Consider the following 21587-nt stretch of genomic DNA (forward strand, 5'->3'; position numbering starts at 1 on the left):
TTTAGGTGAATAGTAATAAAATGCTGAATTACCTAAAGGAGGTTCTTCATGAAATACAATCAATTTGGTTATGTCAAAACACCATTCAAAGAGCAAATTAAAGAATTAGAGTCAATTAATTTTTTGCCTAGTGATTGGCAAGATCAAACTACTGCTGACTTATTTGCCCTATTTGTCGGTAATATCTTAGCTGAAGCTAAAACTTATGAAGCCAAACAAGTTAAATTAGCAGAATTTGCGGCTACTGACCAAGAAGACCTGTCTACCTATTTAAAAGCAAATCCGCAAACTATTTCCCAAAAAGTTTTCTATAATGTTGCTTTGCAATTATTGGGCTACCATGTTGGTTACGACTATGATTTAAATGATCCTACTAACTTAATGCAAAAAAATTCACTCTCCTTTTTTAAGGATGCCGAATTTAATAAAGATACTCTCATCCAAGCAACTTATCGTCTGCTCAACACTCGGAGTAAAAATGGTCAAACCTTAATTGACGTGATGGCTGGTAAGGGATACTTTAAGCAATTCTACGGCAATGATAAGTTCATGTACTTCAATGGCAAGTCATTACCGACTTTTGATATGAGTAAAGTGATTCGTGAAGTTGTTTATGTTGAAAGCGACCTCGACACCGATGAAGATGGCAAACCTGATTTATTACAGGTCACTATCTTTAGGCCATATCAATCAAATAACTTTAAATTCCCTGCTCTTTATACGGCTGATCCTTATTTTGGTGGCATTATTGATAATGCTGCTAAAAATCACAGTGTTGATGTTAATTTAGAGGATGCTAGTGTTGCCGAAGAGATTAAATATGAGGCAATGCCTAAAGTTACAGCAGCTAAACCGAGTTCGGAAGATCTAGCTCCGAGTGAAGAAGCAGTTCATAAGGCTGCTTATACGTTGAATGAATACTTACTGGCTCGCGGTTTTGCCAATGTTTACGCTGGTGGGATTGGAACGCGTGGCAGTGATGGTCTCAGAATTACGGGAGCTCCTGAAGAAACAGAATCTGCAAAAGAAATTATTGAATGGCTTCATGGTGATCGCATTGCTTATACTGATCGTTCACGGCAGCATGAAACTAAAGCCTCTTGGTGTAACGGTAACATTGGAATGACCGGTCGTTCATATTTGGGAACCTTACAAATCGCAGTTGCTACTACTGGCGTTGCTGGTCTTAAGACTGTTGTATCTGAAGCAGCAATTTCTTCTTGGTATGATTATTATCGTGAACATGGTCTAGTAGTTGCACCTGGTGAATGCCAAGGTGAAGATCTCGATATGCTTGCTGAAACTTGTCAATCTAACTTGTGGGATGCCGGTGATTACTTAAAAATCAAGCCTAAGTATGATACTATGCAGAAAAAATTACTTGCTAAAGCTGATCGTAAAACTGGCCAATATTCTGACTTCTGGGAAGCACGTAATTACCGTCACCATACTGATAGGATTAAGTGTTCTTGGATCTCAGTCCATGGTTTGAACGACTGGAATGTGAAGCCAAAGAATGTTTATAAACTTTGGCAAAAAATTTCCAAGTTGCCAATTGAACATAAATTATTCTTACATCAAGGGCCCCACTATAATATGAATAATTTGATTTCGATCGACTTTACCGATTTGATGAACCTCTGGTTCTGTCATGAATTATTAGGAATTAAAAATAATGCCTACCACCAATGGGATACTGTTTTATGGCAAGATAATATTTATCCTGATATTTGGCATGGTGAACCTAATTGGAATAATGAAATGGGTCATGAAGAAATCTATTATCCTGAAGCGGACGGCAGTTTGCTTAAAGAAGGTGGCAATGATGATGCCAAGCTTTCCTTTACTGATCAAGGTGGTAAGACCTTCAAAGAAGCCAAAATTTCTGAAGGTCAGTGGGAATATGAATTTATTACTGGCAAAGAAAAATGGACTGATCAACAATTACGTTTTGTAACAGATCCTTATATCCACCCCATCACGATTGTGGGTCGACCAAAAATTAAATTACGTGTTAGTGCAAGTTTAGCTAAAGGACAAATTTCAGTTGCCTTAGTAGAATTAGGCCAGCGTAAACGTTTAACCCCAACGCCAAAATTCTTCCGTGATCAAATTCAAGAATTAGGTTATCGCTTTGGCACGCAATATTTACAAGAGTTTATCCCTGATAAAATTACTGCTGGAAAATTAATTACCAAGGCGCATATGAATATCCAAAATTATGCCGATATGAAAAAGGCTAAGAGTATCAAGCCGGACGAATTTTATGACTTGAAATTTTACTTACAACCTACCTTCTACAATGTGCCTGCTGGTTCACAATTAGGTTTAATTATTTATTCAACTGATCAAGGGATGACTAAACGCCCACTTGAAGAAGAAACATATACGATTGACTTAAGTCAGTCCGAATTACGCTATCGTCAGATGTAATAAATACGATAGAAATTAAAAACGGAATTCTATTAAGAATTCCGTTTTTTAGTTTATTAATCTTAAAAGCTAATTATTTATGAGTCGCTTTAATTTCTCATAAAATTTTTCATGACTTCCAGTAAGAATAATAATTACAATTTCATCTTTATCATTTATGGTATATGCAATACGATATTGCGTCCCCTTATAAGTAAAAGGATAAGCATAAATCCCTGCTAAATCACCAATTTTGCTATAGAAACTATAGGGATGATTAGCAATCTCTTTATATATACCATTCACAAATTTTTCTTTTAATTTTCTCTCCTTTAGCTTTTTCAAATATTTTTTACTTTTATTCAGTAACCTGACTTTATAAACCAATTTCTTTTCTCAATTCTTCCTCAGATGTTGTCGGGGTATTTTCAGCTTCCAATAAGGCTTCGTCAATCATCTTATTAAATCCTTGGTTTATATTAGCTCTTCTCTTTTTAAACTCTTTTAATAAATTTTGACCAGAAAAACCTTCTTGAATTAAATCGCTTAAAATATCTTCATCAAAATTAAAGAAATTATCTTCTTTTTGAGTAAATCTATAAAAAATTCCATTTGCTCTTAACTCAGGTATAAATTCAGTCCCAGTTTTTATTTTAAATTTTGCAGGAACAGTTATCATTGCGGAATTTCCTTGTTTACGTACTTTAATCGGTTCCATAATTTCACCTCTCTTTTAATTCTTACATTTTTAATATGTAATTACAAGTAATTACTCAATATAATTTTTCAATTTTGATTTTTATTCTTCTCTATTCATTATTACGCTAATTATCTAAATTCTTTTTTATTTCTGCAGGCAAAGTATCAACTATTGTACTCAAATACCCCATCTGCTTAAGCAACCGAGCCAGCCACTTCACTTGCTCAAAATCATGGTTAAATAAGGCTTCATAATAAGTTGCCAAGACTTGATAAAAACCAATTACTGGATCAACTGGCAATGTATGCATGAAGTCAATTACTGTTTCAATATAATTTTTGGGAGCCTTTTGATAATAACAACAATTCAAAAAATTAATGCAAGCTAAGCAAATAAATTGTAAAGATAAAGTATCGAACTTTTGGTTCCTCTTAAAAGCCTTAAAAGCAGATTGATACAATTCAAATGCCTCGTCAATATCAAGTAAAACCACAATTTGGCTCAAACTGTGGTAAGCATAACGATTCCAATCGGCATGTAAGATATTCGATTTAATTTTATTCTTAATCTCAGGTGAGACAAGCTTGTTAGAATGGAGTACCCAGGCATATGCAATCTGCAAGCGCGACTTCAGGTTAAAATCCACCTGCTCACGCGATTCCAATTCGGCCTTAATTTCATCTAACTTCTTCAAGTCCTTATGGTTCTGGGCAAAACTAATCTCATTAATGAGATCATAATTAGGCTCTCCTTCAGTGTTCTGTCCAATAATTAAATTAAAAAAATGGAGCACATCAAAATGGTGAGCAGCCAATAAATTAATCAAAGTTTCGGCATCAATAGCATGGACGCCACGTTCAACTTTAGAATAAAAAGATTCGGTAATTAACCCCGCCGCCATCTGCGTTTGTGTTAATCCTGCTTGCTTGCGAATTTGCTTTAAGGCTTCACCAATTGTCATGCCAATCACTCCTGCTTGAATTAAGTTATCAACCTTATCATTGTACAATATTGACTATTTTTTGTATTTATTAAACTTAATTGCCGCAAGTTCTGCTCTAACTCAAACAATACAAAAAGACGAAATTCAAATTGAATTTCGTCTTATTCTTAATCTGTAAATGCAAGAAGCCGATCATAATTATTTACTTGCAAAAGGCGTCTAATACCAGCTGCCTGATCCTGATTGCCCTGAAGCAAGTTCAAATAATATTTTGCAACCAAATGTTCTAGTACCAAAACTGAACGTGGCGGTATAGCATCAATCAACTGAGCCGTAATTAAAGCTTGCGCCTGCATACCCGCTTGATAGAAGCGTTGCAAACACGTTATAAGCGTATTAACTAAAATCCGCCAAGAAAAATCATCACTGTACACTGGCAAAGCCAGCACCACCTTATCAACCACAGTGGCAACTTCATCAATTTCACACAGATAGGCCAGCAAACACCAGGCAAAAATATTCTTTTCGGGATTTTCACTGTGTTTTAGATAATCTGTCAGTGCAGTCGGCTCATGAGAGTAGCTAGAGGATCCTTTCCACCCCCCCAAAATAGAAATCATCAAGTCAACTACCGCTTCTTGACGTTCATTCATGGGCTTGTAATCTTTAAGACGCTCACAATCACGATCAATAAAGGCTAAAATTGCTTGCTGTTCAATATTACCTTCAAACGCTGGTTCAAAAAAATCATAGAGTGAGACATGATGATAGTTCAGTAATTCAATCAGCTTCGACATACTGATATTACTGCGTCCATTTTCGACTCGTGAATAAAATGATTCGGTCACAATTCCACTACTGAATTGCGCTTGAGTTAAACCCAAATATTTTCTGGTATTTTTTAAACGCTTTCCAATCTTCACTCTTCCACCTCGTATTTTATCCTCTTAAACACGAAGAATTAACATGTTTTCTCGTAACTCAGTTAATTGGTAAGTAATGCGAAATAAGGTACATTTTATCCCATTGTCCTCTTTGTGCCGCCTTAATATAGGCACCTTGCATCTTCTCATAAAAGATAATTGAACGATTCGGTAAGGCTGCTAGATAATGGTAACCACGCTCAATTTGACCTTGTACATAATTTTCTTTGACTGCTTGTTCTAAGTAACTAACCACAATTTGAGCCAAAAGTTTAATGTGATAGTCCGTATAATGATCAAAATCACGCTGATTACTAAACAACCAAGTAACTATACGATCAACTTCCTCCAAAGTATAAAGTTCTAAACTATTAGCAATAATCCATAAACTATTTTCATCCCAGTCCTCGATGGCGAGTAGGAACTTCTTAATTATCAACCGTTTTTTTCTTGGAAAAGCTTGAGGTTGACCATTTAACTTATCAATCATGAACTCAATAACTTGGAATGAAACTGAATCAGGATAAGGAGCATTGTCAATTAAAGTTTGCAAAGTTTCAACATCATGATTGAAGTAGGCCTCACTAGCCTTGATCTGCATGGCATGACTTTGAGCATGAAAAGAACCAAAATTTTCTAAAAAATCAATGATTGAAATTTTATTCTCATTCAGCAGCTCAATAAAAGTTACCGCTCTAATCTCATTGCGGTTATTCTCAACATGAGCCAAGTGCGAACTATCAATGACGTTCTTAGAAAATTCTTTTCTTGATAACTTCAACTGCAAACGTTGTTGCTTAAGATAATCTCCAATAACCAAAATTGGTTCCCCACCCTTTTTAGATTCACTCTTATCTTAATTTGGGTTTGAAATTAAATTGGAAAATCTTCCAAATCGACTTTTTAAATTTTTCCTCCAAATCCTATGTAATCAAAACATACTTTTTGAATTCTGTCCGTGAACTTGCAGATTTACCTAAAAATATTTTTTTCAAAGGTATATTTAAAGTGTTTTTGGGTATAAAAAACACCCCATAACTCGGGGTGAGTTGTGGGGTGATTGGGTTGAAATTAATCATTGCAAGTTAACATTATTAGTCTCTTGTGTTTTACGATATTCATGGACAATTGGGCCCATGTTAGCCAAGCCGGAAATAAAAGCAACTGGCCAAAGCATAATTCTTAAGAACCAAAAATAAACTTTCATAGAAAGCCATCCAAGACCGCTTCCCATTCCATTACCTACTGCATTAACATAATGAGATACCTTACTTTCTTGTCTAGTTCTTGGGCTATTATCTATTACTTTCCACTCTCCTTGTTTAAAAGCAGAATGCCTGATAATTTTATCAGCAGAAGTTGTACCATCAGGACGTTCGGAAAAAGTACGCGGACCTGCATTTCTGACTTCCTTATATTGAGCTACACTCTCTTCAATAATCTTTTGAGTACTTACTTTCATTTTTTTAAAAGCAAACGGATAAAACCGAATATTCAAAATCCATAAAACAAATGTAAGTATCACAATTATTATTGCAAATAATAATTGAACAAGAGTATCCGTAACATTAGGAGTAATTGCACCTTGGCAGAAGTCAATTACTAAATTATAGAGAAAAAAGGCTAGTGCAATAGTCCATAAAATATTTGCTATTCCAAAATACTTTAATTTATTTAAATTACCTGAAATTTTCCAGGCATCTTTTATATAATCAATCATTTAAATTTTCCTTTAATTAAATTATTTACCTAAATACTTATTTACTTTATTTTCAAGAGTTTGAATTTCATAAAAAATCGAATCAGGGAGCGAAGAATCAAGAAGATTTGTTGGCAAGATATTATCTGAAGTAGTAACTTCTTTCTTATCTCTCCATCGATCTTCTAATAATCTAATTCCTTCACTTAAATTCTTGGCTTGGCCAGTACGAATTATTTCATATAATTCACCATAGTAAGCTAATACAAATCTTCTATTATCGGGAACTGAATTTACAACTGAAGGAATAGTGGCTTCTAATCTACTTTCGATACTAGTTGCCTCATTCATAAATTTGGAAAGACCCGCATTATATTGTTCTAAATTTTTTTTCTTATTGTTTAAATCTGTAGTTTTTGATTTTAAAATACTTTGTTCAACCTTTTGAACAATTTTCCAAGCACCTGCAAAACTTCCTATAAAAATAACAATACCAAATAAAAAATACAGTGTGGAACTAGAGATTCTTCCATAGGGATTCAAAACACTATCAAGTATCCCAAAAAAGATAATTCCCAGTACTAACACTGAAATAATTGTCCATTTAGGTGATAAAAATGTATCCTGATCTTCTATTTCTTTATTAACTTTAGTTAATCTAGATCGAATATTCTTTGAACTTTGATCAAGATCATCTACTACTGAATCTATTTGAAACTTTTCTGTTACATACAAGTATGCTTCTTGGATTTGCTGTAATGTTTCTTCTTTTTCCATACATTCTCCTCATTAAATTCTAAACAACATGTTTGACTACTTAATAAAACCACAGTTTAAAATTACTGTCTTAAAATCTGCAGATTTACCTAAATATTTTTAATGACAAAGAGATAAAATACCCCATAACTCGGATTGAGTTATGGGGTATTTAAAATTGATTGTAATTAGAATATTCTATTAATTTTAATTATCCAATGAAGTTTTTTTAGTTACAGTTACTTTTATAACATTAAATTCACTTCCATAAAAGCAGTATTGACATTTTTAATTTTCTTTTATTTTTTCATTATTTTCTTATATTCTTTTGGAACAGAACATTGATACTTACTTATTCGACCTTTAAGTTTCTTCGCCCAATCATGTAAATAATTAAATACTATTTTTCTTGATCTGTTTTTCATATCTTCCCAAACCTTCATTAAATCCTTAATGGTACAAATTTGTTTTTTTATCTGAGATTTTAGCATTTTTTAATGCTTTCTTCTCATTATAAGAGGCTTTATGAAAACATTTTTGAAACAAGCTTACACTACTATCTAATATATGGCCTGTACTATCTTGAATAAAACAGATCCAATGCATATTATGTGTACTTTTCTTTGAAGATTTTGGACAATCTCCTGAATTTATCGGAATAATATAAAAAGACCAGCTCCCTTTTTTATTTTGACTATCAATTTTTAGCTCTTTTTCAAATTTTTCAACACATTTTATTTTATCTATCTCATAGTCTTGTATTTTCAATTCATTTAAAATATTTAAAATTTGATCTTTTTCATTATTAAGAAAAGCATATAGGGCATTAGAACTAAAAAATTCACCTATTAAAGAATAAGAGTTAGCGTTACTACCAATAAAGTCATCATTATGATATACCTCTTCGATATTTATATTCTTTTTGATTGCTTTTTCCCACAAATCTTTTGCAATTTTATTTATTGTATTTTGTTTAAAATCTCCATCAAATGCAATACCATTCAAAAAGGCATAAATTGCACAAATTGGGCGACTTCCCTGTCTAAATCCTTTTCTATGTTCAATTTCATTTTCCATAAATGCTCCTACGAATTTATTCATCAAATTTTTTAATATGCAAATCACTTAATTTCCCATTCTTAAAAAATTCTCTATAGTTTTCAACAGTTAAATCGTTTGGTACACTTGCTAAATTTTCTTCAGCATAATCACAATTAGGAATAAACACATGAACGGGAATATCTAATTTATCTGGATGGTTTAGATTTTTTTGTTTATTAATATTTTCTAATTTATCTAGATTTTTAATTACAAATAATCTTGTGCCAATTGGAATTTTATCGTCCTTTTCCTTAAAAATGGCTTCACACTCATAGTAAAAAATCATTTCATTATTATTCAATTTAAAAGATTGATGCTCATTATTATATTTAGCAATCAAGCTTTCAAAATATCCTTGTCCATTTTTACCAGAACCTAGTCTTCGATTCTCATTGGCACGCTTAAACTGCGGATATTCATCATAAACATTTCTTCGAGGAGTCTTTTTATGATGATTACCAAAAAAACTTTCAAATGGAAAATAGTTATGAATAAAATTCCCCAAAATATGACCGCCCTGTACTACTTCATGAGCATCTCTTTCATTAATTTTTTTATCTGCTTCAGTATTATTTGAATTAATTCTTAAAAATGGTGGTTCATATTGTTTATTACTCTCAGCTTGTTCTTTATTTAAAATTATTCTCCATCCAACTACTCTTCCATAAAAATAAATGGGCACAATTGATTGAGAATTACTTAACACATATTTATAGTTTTCAATTAATTTTTCCTGTTTTTCCTTAAACTGCTCTTTAAATTCAACTTCAAAATAGTTCTCTTTATAATTGAGATTATAGGGTGCTAATTGCACAACTTGCTCATTATCAAAATCGCAATTAGAAAATCCCATTCTTTTAAAAACATCTTCTTCATTCATTTTTATTAATCTCCTCAATAAAAAGAGAAGTTGCGTTTCTCCGCAACTTCTCTTTCAACATATTGTCTCTATGTATATTTTCTTATTTCACCCAAGCAACGTAATCCATTGGAATCCATTGTGCTTGGTTACCAATTCTAGCCATCATACGACCGTTGATAAATTCGACATCTAAGACTTTCCAGCTAGTATTTGGTTTTACAAATTTACCAGTATATTCACCATTTTGGTTAAGCAATGCAATCTTCCAGGTTGGGTGGTTCTTTACTGGGTTAGCCTTAACCACACCAGTCTTCTTAACTTGTAAGAAGCTTGCTGGAATCCATTGTTGGTCGGTACCTAATCTGTAATATGTTTGGTCATTGATAGTCTTCTTAGCAAATACTTTCCACTTAGTGTTAGTTGGTAAGTATTGACCAGTGTAGTTACCATTACCGTCGACAAGAGCAATCTTCCAGGTTGGGTGACTATTCAATACAGGAATGTAACCATGAGCTGCGAATGGTTCTTCTGCATTAGATTTAGCAGGCACACCATCAGTAATTGAAGAAACAGCATCTTCAACAACCCATTGATTATCAGTACCTAATCTATAGTAAGTCTTACCATTGATGGTCTTCTTAGCAAATACCTTGTAGTTAGTATCAGCATTAATAGTTTGAGAAACTGCTTCACCCTTACCATTTACTAAAGTAACGTTGTTCTTAATGTGAGCTACACCAGTCATTGGAGTTTCTTTGCTATTAGAATTATTGATTGCTGGAGTTTGAGATGCTTCATAAGCACTTTGAGCAGAAGCTAATTCACTCTCAGCATTACTTAATTCTTGTTGAGCATCACTTACTACAGCTTGGGCCTTATCTAAAGCCTTATCAGCAGCATCTCTTGCTGGTTTCAATTTATTTAATTTTTCATTCTCTGCATCAGCATTCTTCTTAGCTGCATCATAATTACTTTGGGCTACCTTTTGACCGTTTAGGGCCACGGCTAACATTTCCGGTGCCTTATTCAAATTAGCAAGGTAAGTCTTAGCATTATTAAGTGCAGTTTGAGCTTGTTGAATAGCTTCCTTCTTTGCTAGAACATCATTATTTGCTGCTGTCTGATTTTGTTTTGCACCATTTAATTTATTTTGAGCATTTGCTAAAGCCTTTTGAGCATCCTTAAGTGCATTTGCTGCTTTGGTTTGAGCTGAAACAGCAGCCTTCAAATTATCAGCCTTCTTATTTGGTTCAGCTAATAACATGTTATAAGTGGCTTGTTTTTCTTGTTGATCTTTTTGATCATTTGCTAGTTTAGTTTGAATTTGACTTTGAAACTTAATTGCATTATTTAAAGCGTTTTGTGCACTAATATTTGAATTTTTAGCATTGTTTAATACTATTTGAGCATCTTTAAGTGCATTTTGAGCTTTATTTAATGCTTGTTGTGCTTGTTCAGTTTGACTAGCTGAACTATTTAAAGTGGCTAATTCAGAATCAATTGCTGTAATTTGTTTATTAATATTTGCAATTTGATCGGCATATGATGGAATTATCGTACGATCAAAGGTCGAATTTTCGTGAATTCCGCTTAACCCTGGCATCTCGAACAAAATTTCCCAATTTGGAGTTTTCCAGGTTTCATACGGTTCACCTTCTACATGGGGAGTAAAGTAATCGTAATAATGTGAAGATTCATAGATAGTTCCAGAATAAAAAGTTGGCGTATTTAAACTTTGTTTTTGTTGAATCAATTGATCATTACATTGTTTTATAAAACTTCTTACTGCCGATTCAAATTCTTGTTTAGAAACTATTTTCCAATCTTTTTCTCCTTCATTATCTCCTGAAACTCCAGTAGGATATAAAACTTGATAAATTGGTTCTGGACTATAAGGTTGAACAGATGCACCGAATACAGTATGTGGCAAGTTTGGTGAAATAGTAGTAAGAGGAGTATATACACTCCGACCTTTAGAACCATTTTCGGCTAGTATTGTATTATATTCTTGTATGTATTGATTTAACCCACGGATTGTATCATTAATATAAGATTTAGAGGTATCAACTAATTCATTATTTTCATTAGTACCTATACCTAGTAAACCATAACCATGTCCCAACTCGGGAGCAGTTTTACCTGGTGCATAAGTTCCTGCATGTGCAGGTAAAATCATGTCAACAAATGTTTGATAAGCACCGCGCTTTAAATCATCCATTGTTGTAGGCTCACCATCTTGATGACGTGACATTACAAATGTTCCACCCTTACATTCATCCGTACCAATACCTAATTTATCTACTGCTTTTTTTATCGCATCTTCATCATGCCAACCTACGTTAGGATTGTTTTTAGGATCATCCCAGCTATCAGCAACATAATTTTTAGCTATTTCTTTAGCAAGTTCCATTGATCCTTTAGTTACTTCGGCTGAATCCCAACCCAATTGCTTACGCACCTTAGTTTGTAAGTCCGCAATAAATAAAGATAACTCTTTAATTTGATCATCAGTCATCTTATTTGGATAAACTAATTCTTTTTTATCCACATCCGAAGAAATATAATGATTTTCCGCATTTTCCTTCTTGGTCCATGCAAAATCTTCATCTGACATTAATTCACCATGTGAGTATACTTGTTTAAATTTATCAATATCAGAAATAACAATATTATTCTTTGATTTATCCTTTAAATCATCAAGTTGCTTTTGAAGGTCATCTTTTTTAACCTTATCTTTAGCAATAGTTGCATTAGCTTGATCACTAGCCTTTTTCTTAGCATCATAATCTGCTTGAGCTTTTTGTAAACTGTTATTTGCTTGATCACTTGCTTTTTGAGCCTGATCTAAGTTTGCTTCAGTATTCTTTTTATTTTGAGTAGCTTGATCAACAGCCTTATCTGCATTCTTAAGACTAGTTTGGTCTTGACTAACTTTGGCATTCGCATCAGCTAAGTTCTTTGCGGCTTGGTCAAGACTAGAATCCTTTAATGCATCTTGAGCTGCTTTCACATCTGCATCAGCTTTATTCTTATCAGCTTGCTTTGCATTAACATCATTTTGTTTAGCATTTACATCTTGAGTAGCCTCAGTAACTTCTTGGGCAGCATTATTAGCTTTCGTTTCAACTGCTTTTGCTGCTTCTTGTGCATTAGTTAATGCAGTTTCTTTATCTGTAATATTCTTTTGTGCATTTTCTTTTACACCAGGCTTGTTGGCATCATCTACACCCTTCTGAGCATTAGATACTTGATCATTAGCTTGGTCTAGTGCTTGCTTTGTTGCATCTGCTTTTTGATTTGCACTATCTGCCTTATATGCTTGATCATTATATGCTTTATTAGCTTGATCAGCCTTTTGTTGGGCATCATTTAAATTGCTTTGAGCCTTATTAAGATTAGATTGAGCACTATCAACATGAGCTTGTGCAGTTTCGATTGCACTTGATGCTGAACTAGTTTGTGCAGTAGTGGCCACCGGCATATCTGCAGCATGAACAGTATTGTTATCTCTTATTGAGATAAATGAAATACCAATAAGTACTGAAGCAGCACCAACACTTAATTTTCTAATTGAAAATTTTTGTAATTTCTTGTTGAACATATTTCCCTCACATAATTCAAAAATAAATAACATGTTTGACTACTTAATAAAAACATATAAATTTTGTACTGTCCTCAAATCTGCAAATTTACCTAAATCTTTTTTATATGTATGTAACAAATGCCTAATTATAATTCTCCCATAATACTTTCTTAGCGTATAAAAAGCACAATTCCATCCATAGAATTGTGCTTTTATATATTATTTATCATCTTTTAATGCATCTGCTAAGCTATTTACTTTTTCTCTTTGTTGTTTTGTATTGTAATATTTCTTAACTAAATCATTTAATGAGTAGGTAGTTGTTTTAATGTTAGCATCTTCTGCGTCATAATCATATCCCATATAGAGAGTGCTAATTTCGATATTATTGCCATTACACTTAAACCAAATTGGATCTCTAGCTCCCTTTATATATTGGCTACCACGAATTTTGGGATTACCCTTTGGGTAGTGTTTTCCATAATGAAAAGAACCATTATCAAGTGAATCCATATAACCATCATGGTTAACAGCAAAAGCCATTACAGCAATCGCTTTATCATTGGTTTTGGATAAATCTGCACTATGAGCTTCATGCTCTGCTTCTTTTTGCTGATCATCTTTCAACTTATTAGCATATTTATCAATTTTTTCTTTTTGTTCAGTAGTATTATAATTCTCTTTAACAAGTTTATTAATTGAATAAGTACGGGTTACTAACTCAGGTTCTTCTAAATCTGTATTATAAATCGTTACATAGAGTTTATCGCCATTACGTTTAAACCATACATCACTATTACTATCGGTATCAACATCGTTTACATAATGGGTCCCTCGAATTTTGGCAGCATCAGATTTAGAAACGTTGTAAGTTGGCATTTTACCTTGATAATTCGTTCCATATACATTGTTATTAGCATTATCCAAATCCTCCATACTTGTATATGGACGAGATATGTCAAAAGCAATCACAGCAAGGGCTTTATCACTAATATTTGCTACTTTTTTATCAGTAGAAGTAGAAGTACTTTCTGCGGTAGAACTTTTACTTGTTGTTTGCGGAACATTATTACTTTTAGTAGCACTATTATTTGTACTAGTGCTACATCCTGTAGTTAATACTCCTAAAAGGCCAATCGTACTTGCAAAAACATACAATGTCTTTTTCTTCAATTATATCTCCTCTTCCATGTTTTAATTTTATTTACTTATTTACTAAAACATAAATTTAATATTCTGACTCTAAATCTGCAGATTTACACAAAATTTAGCAAAAAAATACCTGGAAAGAAAACTTTCCAGGTATTTAAAATTATTTAGTTTAACTTCTTACGGATTCCAAATAATCCAACTAATGATAAAAGACTACCTAAACCAGCTAAAATTCCTGTAGTTGCCTTTGCACCAGTTTGTGGTAATTCAGTCATAGTAGTTGAATCAGTTGCAGTAGTAGTTGCATTTGGAGTAGCACTCTTGGTACTTGCTACTGCACTGTTATCAGCTGAAGCATTGGTAGTTGCTGCTTCATTACTTGCAGCTGCTGTTGTATTTTCACTATCAGAAATTACTTCATTAGCTGAATTGTCACTTGATTGAGTTGATTCTGTTGTATCACTTGAATCGTTAGTTTGAGTAGTAGTTTGGTTGCTTGAATCATTTGTTGATGATGCAGTATCAGAAGTTTTACTTTCACTACTTGAACCACCAAATAATTTGCTGTAACCTTCTTCGTCATCACTTATAAACCCAAAATTACTACCGTCAGGGCCATCAGCATGTACAGTAGAACTAGTATGAGTAGAAATTAATGAAGTTCCACCTAATACTAAAGCTGCACTAAGTGCAATTTTACAAATACTATTTTTCTTGATAGACATATTATCCTCCATAAAAATACAATATTGTTGTTTTCACAACACCAACAAGAATTAAATCATACTAAGTATTTCTTGTCCTAAAATCTGCAAATTTACCTAAAAATTTCAACCTTTATATTTTTTCAAGAACATCCAAGATTAACAACCAAATATTATCATTACTATTTTAATTAATCTTCTCCGGTTTTAACTTCCATTTTTGCTGCCAAATCTTTAACAGCAGAATTATCTTGAGCTTGCTGAATTTCTTTAGCACTTAAAGTTGCAAATGGAGTTACATGGCGCGTTGCAGAATCTTTTTCAGGTTGTTGATAACAATATACGATTGATCCATTTGAACTTAATCGGTATTCAAGAACCTCGCCATAATTTCTTCCTTCACTCGTAAACATATAACTTACGCCAGTACCTGGTTCAGAATAGTTATCATCATCAGATGATGCTTGAATTACATTAACTTCAAGACTATCTTGCGTTGTCAAATTTTTCCAAACTTCACTTTTTTGTCCACCTAATAACAAAATCGTAGCAGCTAATGTCTGTGGATCAATATTGGCGACTGTATCTGATTCGTTGTTATCGCTTTTACTATGATCAACTTCATTATTATTTGAGGTCATATTTTCGTGATTACTCTTCTTTTCGGTGCTAGTACTTTTGGCACTCTTTGAATTAGTTGCTGAAGAAGACTTTTTAGTTGCTGTCATAGCAGAGTTATTTGAATCAATCTTATTTTCATAAATTAAATATCCACCTTCAGCTAATAGTGCTATCACGCCGATACCAATAACCCATTTGAAAACAGAATGTTTTTTCTTTTTAGTAGGGTTAGTTGCTTCTCGCTTCACTGATTCTTCATTTTTAGTAGGTAGCTTGCTAGATTTTGATTGAGTAAGAGGTTTACCACAATTCCCACAAACCTTATCAGTTTCCTTAACTGGATGACCACAATTCGAACAAAATTTATTCATTTTTCCTCACTTTTTATCTTCATTAAATCTTACTTTACTATCGAAGCATATTATAGGAAGTTTAAGCTTCTTTCTTTTTCTACTAAACCATAATTTATCCAGTCTGACTCAAATTCTGCAGATTTACCTAAAATATCGACAAAAAAATACTATTAGATAAAGTTTAAAACTTTATCTAATAGTATAAAACCACTTTAAACTTATTTTTTATTCTGCTTTTCTAATACTCTAGCAACATTAATTGTTGGCAGAATATATGTAGGATATTCATTAGATTGTTGAGTTATAGAAGCAATCAATTGACGAACATATGGATAAAGAATTGCAACCGTATTATTCTTTATAATTGTTTCTTTAGATATTTCCGTATCATTTTGATCCTCATCATAGATAAATTCTCCGATTATTTCACATTCAACCTTAAAAGGCACTTTTTTATCTTCTAATGAACCAACTAAAACATTTAGTTTGACTTGAATATTATTTTTATCAATCTTAAAATCAGCGTTAAATACGGGTCTTAAATTAATTCTTTTTTCTGAATTATCAAAGTATTTATTTTTTATATAAGAAACATCATTAACTATATAATTTTTAAATTCTAAAGCAGCCATTATGCAATTACTCCAATATCTCTATTAATTCCATAGATTTCATAGGAAGATTTGTCTTCATTATAAAAACTATCTTTTATAAAATATTTATTTTCTTTTACTGAACTATTTATATTATTAATAGCATCATCATTATTAGTACTTACTAAATTATTTAAATTATTTTTATTTAAAGCCACTAACTTAAAAAGTTGATCTTGATATTTAGTTTGAATTCGATGATTATTTTCAATTTTAGTTAAAGTTGATGAGCTTATTCCCAATATATTTGCAAATTCTCTAACTGACAAATTTAGATCATTTCTAATACCTTTAATTTGATTTGGGGTTAAAAAACTTTTCTTTTTCCTATAAGCTTTAAAACTTTCGTAAACATTTTCCATTGGATTATCAAAGTCAGCCCAGAGTTCGCCCGAACTATCTTTCCAATAATGATTTTTTACTAATAAACCTTTTTCATCTTTAACATTTACTCTTTCACTTATCCAAACTTCTTCATAAACATCATAACTATTTAATTCTGGATTATAAAATCTTTTTTTCATAATTTGCCTCCTATTTGTATGGATAGTTAATTGGATATTCGGCACTATGAATAGAAATCCAAAGAATATCATCCAAGGGTTGGGGTCGATCCTGAAATTTTATATAAAGTTCATTATTTTCAATAATTAAGCCAAACTTCCAAATGTCTCCAGGAATAGGTGGCACATGATTATCTGGTTCTGGACCTTCAAAATAATCTGTCCACTTTAAGTTTTTTTCAATTAACTCAAAAATTTCTTCTTCATCTATCCCTAGTAATGACAAAGTTAAAGTATTCTTGCGTCTAGGACTAAGTTTCCATGTACTTCTTTTGTTGAGAATTTTTTGAATAATTTTTTCAATTTCATTTTTAGAAGAATACACCTCCTCAAATCCTCCTCTTATTTAAGTAGTTCCTGAACTACTTAAATTATACTATATTTATCAATATTAAATAATTAAATAAATTATTTAGCCTCAATCTTAATTTATCCTTAGTCTTTAACTTAGTGACTTTTTCTAAGGGTGATAACATCATTATTTTCCTTTAGTCTCCTGCAGCAATTCGAGCAAAACCTTCTCTTAACTTCTGATTATCAGTTACCTTAGCTTTAATTCGATCACCATTAGTCGTTTGGTCAACTAGAACTACTGGTTTCCCATTGTGGAAGGTAAAGAAATAGGTAATATGGAATTCATAATTACCATGATTATACACTGCTACCACATTATAATCTTTATTACCGCGACCATCCTTGCTCATTCCGATTGTGACAGGTTCACCATCCACATCAAACTTATCAAAAGCAGCTGGATATTCGGCGGGACCAGCCTTAAAAGTACCATCAGTATTTACCTTGGTGTAATCTTGGTCCATCCCATCAGCCCAATTATCGAAGAAATCATCAAATTTTGCTTGTTTACTACTATTCCAGTCATCACTACTATTACTGGTGCTATCTGAACTATTGCTAGTTTGTGCATTACTACTTGTAGTATCACTGTCATGATTATCATGCCTAGCGGATGAATTAGCCGAAGAACTACTTTGACTCGCATTATTGTCTGATTGAACAGTTTGCGTACTATTATCATTGAAATGTTCATAAAGTAAATAACCACCTTCGCCTAGCAGAGCTAAGATACACAAGCCAATGAATACCTTAAAAAATGTGCCTGATGATTTCTTATTGGGCTTTTGCTTAGGTTTTTGTTTTTTTACTTTTGCTGCTTTTTGTTGTGCGCGACGTCTTGGCGCAGGTTCTACTTGCTGACTAGATGGTTCCACTATTTGTTCTGGTGGAACTTGCGCTGCCGTAGGCCGACTTGGGGTTAATCTGTGACCACAATTTCCACATACATTATCAGTTGGTTTTACCTCATGACCACAATTTGGACAAAATTTCATCTTATTCCTCCAATAATAATATTTTTCTTAATTATACATTTCCCTTTCAATTATTTATTTAAAATAATAAGCCTCTTATAAATAAGAGACTTATTAATGCAAATTTTAAAATAAATGAGTTACTGAACTTTGTAATTGATTACTAATACTTTCACCAAAAATAGCAGTTAACATCATAAACACAAATATTTGAATAACCACTGCAATAATTAAACCGTAGAACTTGTCTCGCTTAGCATGCTTATCAGCTAATACCGGTACAAAGACTGCTAATAAAAAGAAAATAGCAGCTAAAAGTGACATCATGCCATACAAAGTATAGCTCTTGATCAGGCCACCAAGAAAGGCAACTACAATAAAGATCGCATTTAAGTTACTTATTTGCGCAATTCGGTTAGTGTATTCCCACCAGCCATCAGTTTCATTGCCATAAACAAATTTGCTACCAATAAATGACGCCAAAATACTACCTAAGGTTAACAAGAGCAAATATAAGAATAGCTGAATAAATGCACCATTCGTATCACTATTGCCAGAAAATAAACCAAACGTTGCACTACTCATTGCAGCATTGGCTGATACAGTTGTAGCAATTATAAATAAAAGATCTTCAACAATAAAAGTAACAATACCGTACCACTTTTCTGCCTTTTGTTTTTTCACTGGATGCTTCCAAGAATTAACAAACCATTGCCACAAGTTATGAGCATCAAAATTTTGAACTGCGTTACTAATTTGACTAGTAACTTGATTTTGAGCTTGTGGTTGTTGCGGAACTTGATTTTGCACTGGTGCAGGATTTTGTTTTTGCACCTGTGGTTGGGGTTCAGCTGGCTTATTTACATTAACATTTTGTGCTTGAACAGGTTGAGCTACAGGAAATTTATAACCACAATGGGTACAAAACTTAACATCTTCCTCAACTTGAGCTCCACAATTTGGACAAATTTTCATATAATATACTCCTCTTTATTTTTAATTCCATTACTTATTAAAACATAAAGTAATTATTATTAAAGCATAAATTTATTTATTAGACCTTAAATCTGCAAAAATACCTTTTTCTCACTATATTTTAATCCTTAATAATTTTCACTAACCGGAATACTTTATTAGTGCAAAATTTGATAGCATATATTGTATAAGTGACCATTATATGCTATCATGAAAACATGAATAAGTAGAATTTGAGTTTTATACACGGCCAAATGGCCATACTGAATTTCAGGAATATTTAAATAGTTTAAATTTAAAAACTAGAGCAAAACTTTTGGCTAGGATTGCTGCTGTTTCGAAAAATGGAATTGAAGTTGGAATTGAGCATGACTGGGTTAAACGAATTGATAAAAATTTATACGAAATTCGTTCACGTGTAAGTAATAACCAACAACGAGGATTATATTTTCATGTCGATGGTCCACGCTACATAATTATGCATGGTTTTACAAAGAAAAGGGAAAAAACACCGCCTAGAGAAATCAAGCATGCCAAAGAATTAAGAAAAGAATATTTTTGTAATAGAAAGGATAAGTAAACATGAGTAATGTTAATTTCCAGGATTATTTAAACGAACAATTAAAAGATCCAAAATTTAAGACTGAGTTTGATACAGAAAGTGCCAAATTAGAAAGTGCAGTTGCTTTAGCTAAAATTAGAAAACAGAAAGGGCTTTCTCAACGAGAGCTTGCAAATATTTCTAATGTTCCCCAATCTACTATTGCTAGAATAGAACGCGGAGATAACACTAGCATCGGAACTTTAACCAAAATTGCTACTGCCCTTGGAAAAAAACTATCAGTTACTTTTGCTTAAGCAGGTAATAAATACATTAATGTACACTAAACTGTTCTCTGTGATAATACTTACTTTTTTGACTTGAAATCTGCAAAAATGCCATAAAAAAAACCAATTCCGTAGAATTGGTTTTTTTATTTAACTAATTTCAAATTAATATTGAAGTAAATCATCCCATCTTTCCAATGAACACTAATCTTCCCACCGAATAATTGGACAATATCAGCAGTCATGGCTAAGCCAATTCCATAACCCTTCTTTTGCGAATTATGGGATTGATCCCCACGGTAGAAACGATCAAAGAAGCGACGATAATTTACTCTTTTACCATTAGCAAAAGTATTAGCTACTTTTAAAACTGCCGTTTTACCCAAACGACTCTTTTGCAGCGAAACGATTACTTTACCATTGGCATCACAATACTTGGCTGCATTATCAATTAAAATATTTACCACTTCAGTTAATGAATGTGGTTCAGCATTGACAAACAAGTCAGAAGTAACATCTACTTGATAGTCCAGGTGATCTTTTTCCATCACTGATTTAAAACTATGTGCACTTGTTTCAACTACTTGTGAGAAGTCAATCCGACTTAAGGTTAAATCTTGCTGCTCCCGTGTGCGGGCTATGGCAATTAACCGATTAATCAAGTTTTGCAAACGCACTACTTGTTCCTTAGTACTTTGATTCCACTCAGAATTATCCCCTAGCATTTCTTCCATTTCAGTATTAGCAGAAATAATTGATAATGGAGTCTTTAATTCATGTCCGGCATTGGTAATGAATTCTTTTTGTTTATTATAAGTTTCGACAATTGGCTTAATCGCTTTGCCAGAAAGTAAAATTAAAACTAAGGCAAAAACTAATAGGGCTGTTATACCGAAGAAGATACTAATGCGAAGTAAGGTCCAGTAACGGTTAAAAATCAAAGTTTCATTGAGGAAAATAATGATTTTTTGACCAGTTTTAGTTTTGCTTTGTCGATAAGCATAAATATTATCATCAATTCTGACCTGGCCAGATTTATTGTTTTTATCAATAATTTGCTGACTCTTCTTAAAGACTAAATCCTGATTGACTCGATTCTTGCCGTCATTATTCTGCAAGGTTAATTGACCATTAGGATCTACCTGTACCGTGAAATAACGATATTGAAAGACCTGCTCCGGATTATAAGGTCCACGTAACAAACTATTATTAAGACCGCCGTCTTCGCCCAGAACAGGACTAGCATTACGAGGAGTTAAGCCACCATCATTTTTTACTAAGGCTGTCATTACCCTTTCTTCTTCACTACGGTTTTGGTGATAGGTAATGCCAAGCAAACCACCAAAAGTAAAAATTAGCACAATAAATAAAGAAGTAATTGAAAGGAAAATGAAATGCCACCTGAATTTTTGAATCATTGACACTTTCCTC

The 21587-nt window shown here is 32.7% G+C and carries 21 protein-coding genes and 1 pseudogene; 3 read left to right on the top strand and 19 right to left on the bottom strand.

All coding sequences use genetic code 11. The features are described 5' to 3' along the window. The first annotated feature begins 48 nt into the window (after nucleotides 1-48). A complete protein-coding gene (locus tag LrDSM24759_RS01660) occupies nucleotides 49-2433 on the top strand; it encodes a Xaa-Pro dipeptidyl-peptidase (protein ID WP_117117760.1) in 2385 nt (794 codons plus the stop codon). Nucleotides 2434-2502: 69 nt separating this feature from the next. Here LrDSM24759_RS01660 and LrDSM24759_RS01665 read toward each other — a convergent pair whose 3' ends face one another. From LrDSM24759_RS01665 to LrDSM24759_RS01755, 18 genes are all read right to left on the bottom strand, one after another. Next, the gene (locus tag LrDSM24759_RS01665) at nucleotides 2503-2799 is read right to left on the bottom strand and encodes a type II toxin-antitoxin system RelE/ParE family toxin (RefSeq protein ID WP_117117761.1); all 297 of its coding nucleotides are present in this window, start codon (nucleotides 2797-2799) and stop codon (nucleotides 2503-2505) included. Next, nucleotides 2789-3130 carry a toxin-antitoxin system gene (locus LrDSM24759_RS01670; RefSeq protein WP_117117762.1) on the bottom strand — a complete coding sequence of 114 codons (342 nt, stop codon included), beginning with the start codon at nucleotides 3128-3130 and terminating at the stop codon, nucleotides 2789-2791. The genes LrDSM24759_RS01665 and LrDSM24759_RS01670 overlap by 11 nt, the downstream gene beginning before the upstream one ends. 106 nt (nucleotides 3131-3236) lie before the next feature. After that, entirely contained in the window at nucleotides 3237-4073 is an 837-nt protein-coding gene (locus tag LrDSM24759_RS01675) for a helix-turn-helix domain-containing protein (RefSeq protein ID WP_117117763.1), read from the bottom strand. Nucleotides 4074-4222: 149 nt separating this feature from the next. Continuing rightward, nucleotides 4223-4978: a helix-turn-helix domain-containing protein gene (locus LrDSM24759_RS01680; protein ID WP_157964223.1), complete on the bottom strand. Its 756-nt coding sequence runs from the start codon at nucleotides 4976-4978 to the stop codon at nucleotides 4223-4225. Between the two features lie 58 nt (nucleotides 4979-5036). Then, nucleotides 5037-5798 carry a helix-turn-helix domain-containing protein gene (locus LrDSM24759_RS01685; RefSeq protein WP_117117765.1) on the bottom strand — a complete coding sequence of 254 codons (762 nt, stop codon included), beginning with the start codon at nucleotides 5796-5798 and terminating at the stop codon, nucleotides 5037-5039. A gap of 255 nt (nucleotides 5799-6053) precedes the next feature. Next, nucleotides 6054-6698, bottom strand: coding sequence for a hypothetical protein (locus LrDSM24759_RS01690; protein ID WP_117117766.1), 645 nt, complete (start codon nucleotides 6696-6698; stop codon nucleotides 6054-6056). Between the two features lie 21 nt (nucleotides 6699-6719). Continuing rightward, nucleotides 6720-7454 (bottom strand): hypothetical protein, encoded by a 735-nt coding sequence (locus LrDSM24759_RS01695; RefSeq protein WP_117117767.1) that lies wholly within the window; start codon nucleotides 7452-7454, stop codon nucleotides 6720-6722. A gap of 429 nt (nucleotides 7455-7883) precedes the next feature. Then, nucleotides 7884-8510, bottom strand: coding sequence for a hypothetical protein (locus tag LrDSM24759_RS01705; protein ID WP_133297773.1), 627 nt, complete (start codon nucleotides 8508-8510; stop codon nucleotides 7884-7886). Between the two features lie 16 nt (nucleotides 8511-8526). Next, the gene (locus tag LrDSM24759_RS01710; RefSeq protein WP_117117770.1) at nucleotides 8527-9414 is read right to left on the bottom strand and encodes a hypothetical protein; all 888 of its coding nucleotides are present in this window, start codon (nucleotides 9412-9414) and stop codon (nucleotides 8527-8529) included. An 82-nt stretch (nucleotides 9415-9496) separates the two neighbouring features. Beyond that, nucleotides 9497-12997 (bottom strand): SEC10/PgrA surface exclusion domain-containing protein, encoded by a 3501-nt coding sequence (locus LrDSM24759_RS01715; RefSeq protein WP_170133349.1) that lies wholly within the window; start codon nucleotides 12995-12997, stop codon nucleotides 9497-9499. A 201-nt stretch (nucleotides 12998-13198) separates the two neighbouring features. Beyond that, nucleotides 13199-14152 (bottom strand): Lreu_0056 family protein, encoded by a 954-nt coding sequence (locus LrDSM24759_RS01720; protein WP_117117772.1) that lies wholly within the window; start codon nucleotides 14150-14152, stop codon nucleotides 13199-13201. 143 nt (nucleotides 14153-14295) lie between these two features. Continuing rightward, the gene (locus LrDSM24759_RS01725) at nucleotides 14296-14856 is read right to left on the bottom strand and encodes an LPXTG cell wall anchor domain-containing protein (RefSeq protein WP_157964224.1); all 561 of its coding nucleotides are present in this window, start codon (nucleotides 14854-14856) and stop codon (nucleotides 14296-14298) included. A 170-nt stretch (nucleotides 14857-15026) separates the two neighbouring features. Continuing rightward, the gene (locus tag LrDSM24759_RS01730; protein ID WP_117117774.1) at nucleotides 15027-15827 is read right to left on the bottom strand and encodes a zinc-ribbon domain-containing protein; all 801 of its coding nucleotides are present in this window, start codon (nucleotides 15825-15827) and stop codon (nucleotides 15027-15029) included. Between the two features lie 200 nt (nucleotides 15828-16027). Continuing rightward, a complete protein-coding gene (locus LrDSM24759_RS01735) occupies nucleotides 16028-16441 on the bottom strand; it encodes a protein-export chaperone SecB (protein WP_117117775.1) in 414 nt (137 codons plus the stop codon). Then, on the bottom strand, nucleotides 16441-16986 hold the full coding sequence (locus tag LrDSM24759_RS01740) for a helix-turn-helix domain-containing protein (protein ID WP_245953320.1): 546 nt from the start codon (nucleotides 16984-16986) through the stop codon (nucleotides 16441-16443). Before LrDSM24759_RS01740 ends, LrDSM24759_RS01735 begins: the two co-directional genes overlap by 1 nt. A 10-nt stretch (nucleotides 16987-16996) precedes the next feature. Continuing rightward, nucleotides 16997-17350 carry a hypothetical protein gene (locus tag LrDSM24759_RS01745; RefSeq protein WP_117117777.1) on the bottom strand — a complete coding sequence of 118 codons (354 nt, stop codon included), beginning with the start codon at nucleotides 17348-17350 and terminating at the stop codon, nucleotides 16997-16999. 163 nt (nucleotides 17351-17513) lie between these two features. Beyond that, complete coding sequence (locus LrDSM24759_RS01750; RefSeq protein ID WP_117117778.1) at nucleotides 17514-18374, bottom strand: DUF4767 domain-containing protein; 861 nt, start codon at nucleotides 18372-18374, stop codon at nucleotides 17514-17516. A 105-nt stretch (nucleotides 18375-18479) separates the two neighbouring features. Continuing rightward, nucleotides 18480-19328, bottom strand: coding sequence for a zinc ribbon domain-containing protein (locus tag LrDSM24759_RS01755; RefSeq protein WP_117117779.1), 849 nt, complete (start codon nucleotides 19326-19328; stop codon nucleotides 18480-18482). A 226-nt stretch (nucleotides 19329-19554) separates the two neighbouring features. Between LrDSM24759_RS01755 and LrDSM24759_RS01760 the strand changes: the two are divergent. Together LrDSM24759_RS01760 and LrDSM24759_RS01765 are read left to right on the top strand one after the other, a co-directional pair. Beyond that, a pseudogene (locus tag LrDSM24759_RS01760) lies at nucleotides 19555-19908 on the top strand (type II toxin-antitoxin system RelE/ParE family toxin); the annotation flags it as partial. A 2-nt stretch (nucleotides 19909-19910) separates the two neighbouring features. Next, entirely contained in the window at nucleotides 19911-20186 is a 276-nt protein-coding gene (locus LrDSM24759_RS01765) for a helix-turn-helix domain-containing protein (protein WP_117117781.1), read from the top strand. A gap of 116 nt (nucleotides 20187-20302) precedes the next feature. On the opposite strand, the gene LrDSM24759_RS01770 is transcribed toward LrDSM24759_RS01765, so the two are convergent. Beyond that, nucleotides 20303-21574: a sensor histidine kinase gene (locus LrDSM24759_RS01770; RefSeq protein WP_117117782.1), complete on the bottom strand. Its 1272-nt coding sequence runs from the start codon at nucleotides 21572-21574 to the stop codon at nucleotides 20303-20305. Nucleotides 21575-21587 lie beyond the last annotated feature (13 nt).

The organism is Lactobacillus rodentium (assembly GCF_003423665.1).
GTDB lineage: Bacteria > Bacillota > Bacilli > Lactobacillales > Lactobacillaceae > Lactobacillus > Lactobacillus rodentium.

Bases quoted from the DNA above. Each gene is read 5' to 3' on its own strand.
- LrDSM24759_RS01660 (WP_117117760.1), top strand. From the start codon at position 49: ATGAAATACAATCAATTTGGTTATGTCAAAACACCATTCAAAGAGCAA.
- LrDSM24759_RS01670 (WP_117117762.1), bottom strand. From the start codon at position 3,130: ATGGAACCGATTAAAGTACGTAAACAAGGAAATTCCGCAATGATAACT.
- LrDSM24759_RS01675 (WP_117117763.1), bottom strand. From the start codon at position 4,073: ATGACAATTGGTGAAGCCTTAAAGCAAATTCGCAAGCAAGCAGGATTA.
- LrDSM24759_RS01690 (WP_117117766.1), bottom strand. From the start codon at position 6,698: ATGATTGATTATATAAAAGATGCCTGGAAAATTTCAGGTAATTTAAAT.
- LrDSM24759_RS01695 (WP_117117767.1), bottom strand. From the start codon at position 7,454: ATGGAAAAAGAAGAAACATTACAGCAAATCCAAGAAGCATACTTGTAT.
- LrDSM24759_RS01705 (WP_133297773.1), bottom strand. From the start codon at position 8,510: ATGGAAAATGAAATTGAACATAGAAAAGGATTTAGACAGGGAAGTCGC.
- LrDSM24759_RS01710 (WP_117117770.1), bottom strand. From the start codon at position 9,414: ATGAATGAAGAAGATGTTTTTAAAAGAATGGGATTTTCTAATTGCGAT.
- LrDSM24759_RS01715 (WP_170133349.1), bottom strand. From the start codon at position 12,997: ATGTTCAACAAGAAATTACAAAAATTTTCAATTAGAAAATTAAGTGTT.
- LrDSM24759_RS01725 (WP_157964224.1), bottom strand. From the start codon at position 14,856: ATGTCTATCAAGAAAAATAGTATTTGTAAAATTGCACTTAGTGCAGCT.
- LrDSM24759_RS01730 (WP_117117774.1), bottom strand. From the start codon at position 15,827: ATGAATAAATTTTGTTCGAATTGTGGTCATCCAGTTAAGGAAACTGAT.
- LrDSM24759_RS01735 (WP_117117775.1), bottom strand. From the start codon at position 16,441: ATGGCTGCTTTAGAATTTAAAAATTATATAGTTAATGATGTTTCTTAT.
- LrDSM24759_RS01740 (WP_245953320.1), bottom strand. From the start codon at position 16,986: ATGAAAAAAAGATTTTATAATCCAGAATTAAATAGTTATGATGTTTAT.
- LrDSM24759_RS01750 (WP_117117778.1), bottom strand. From the start codon at position 18,374: ATGAAATTTTGTCCAAATTGTGGTCATGAGGTAAAACCAACTGATAAT.
- LrDSM24759_RS01755 (WP_117117779.1), bottom strand. From the start codon at position 19,328: ATGAAAATTTGTCCAAATTGTGGAGCTCAAGTTGAGGAAGATGTTAAG.
- LrDSM24759_RS01765 (WP_117117781.1), top strand. From the start codon at position 19,911: ATGAGTAATGTTAATTTCCAGGATTATTTAAACGAACAATTAAAAGAT.
- LrDSM24759_RS01770 (WP_117117782.1), bottom strand. From the start codon at position 21,574: ATGATTCAAAAATTCAGGTGGCATTTCATTTTCCTTTCAATTACTTCT.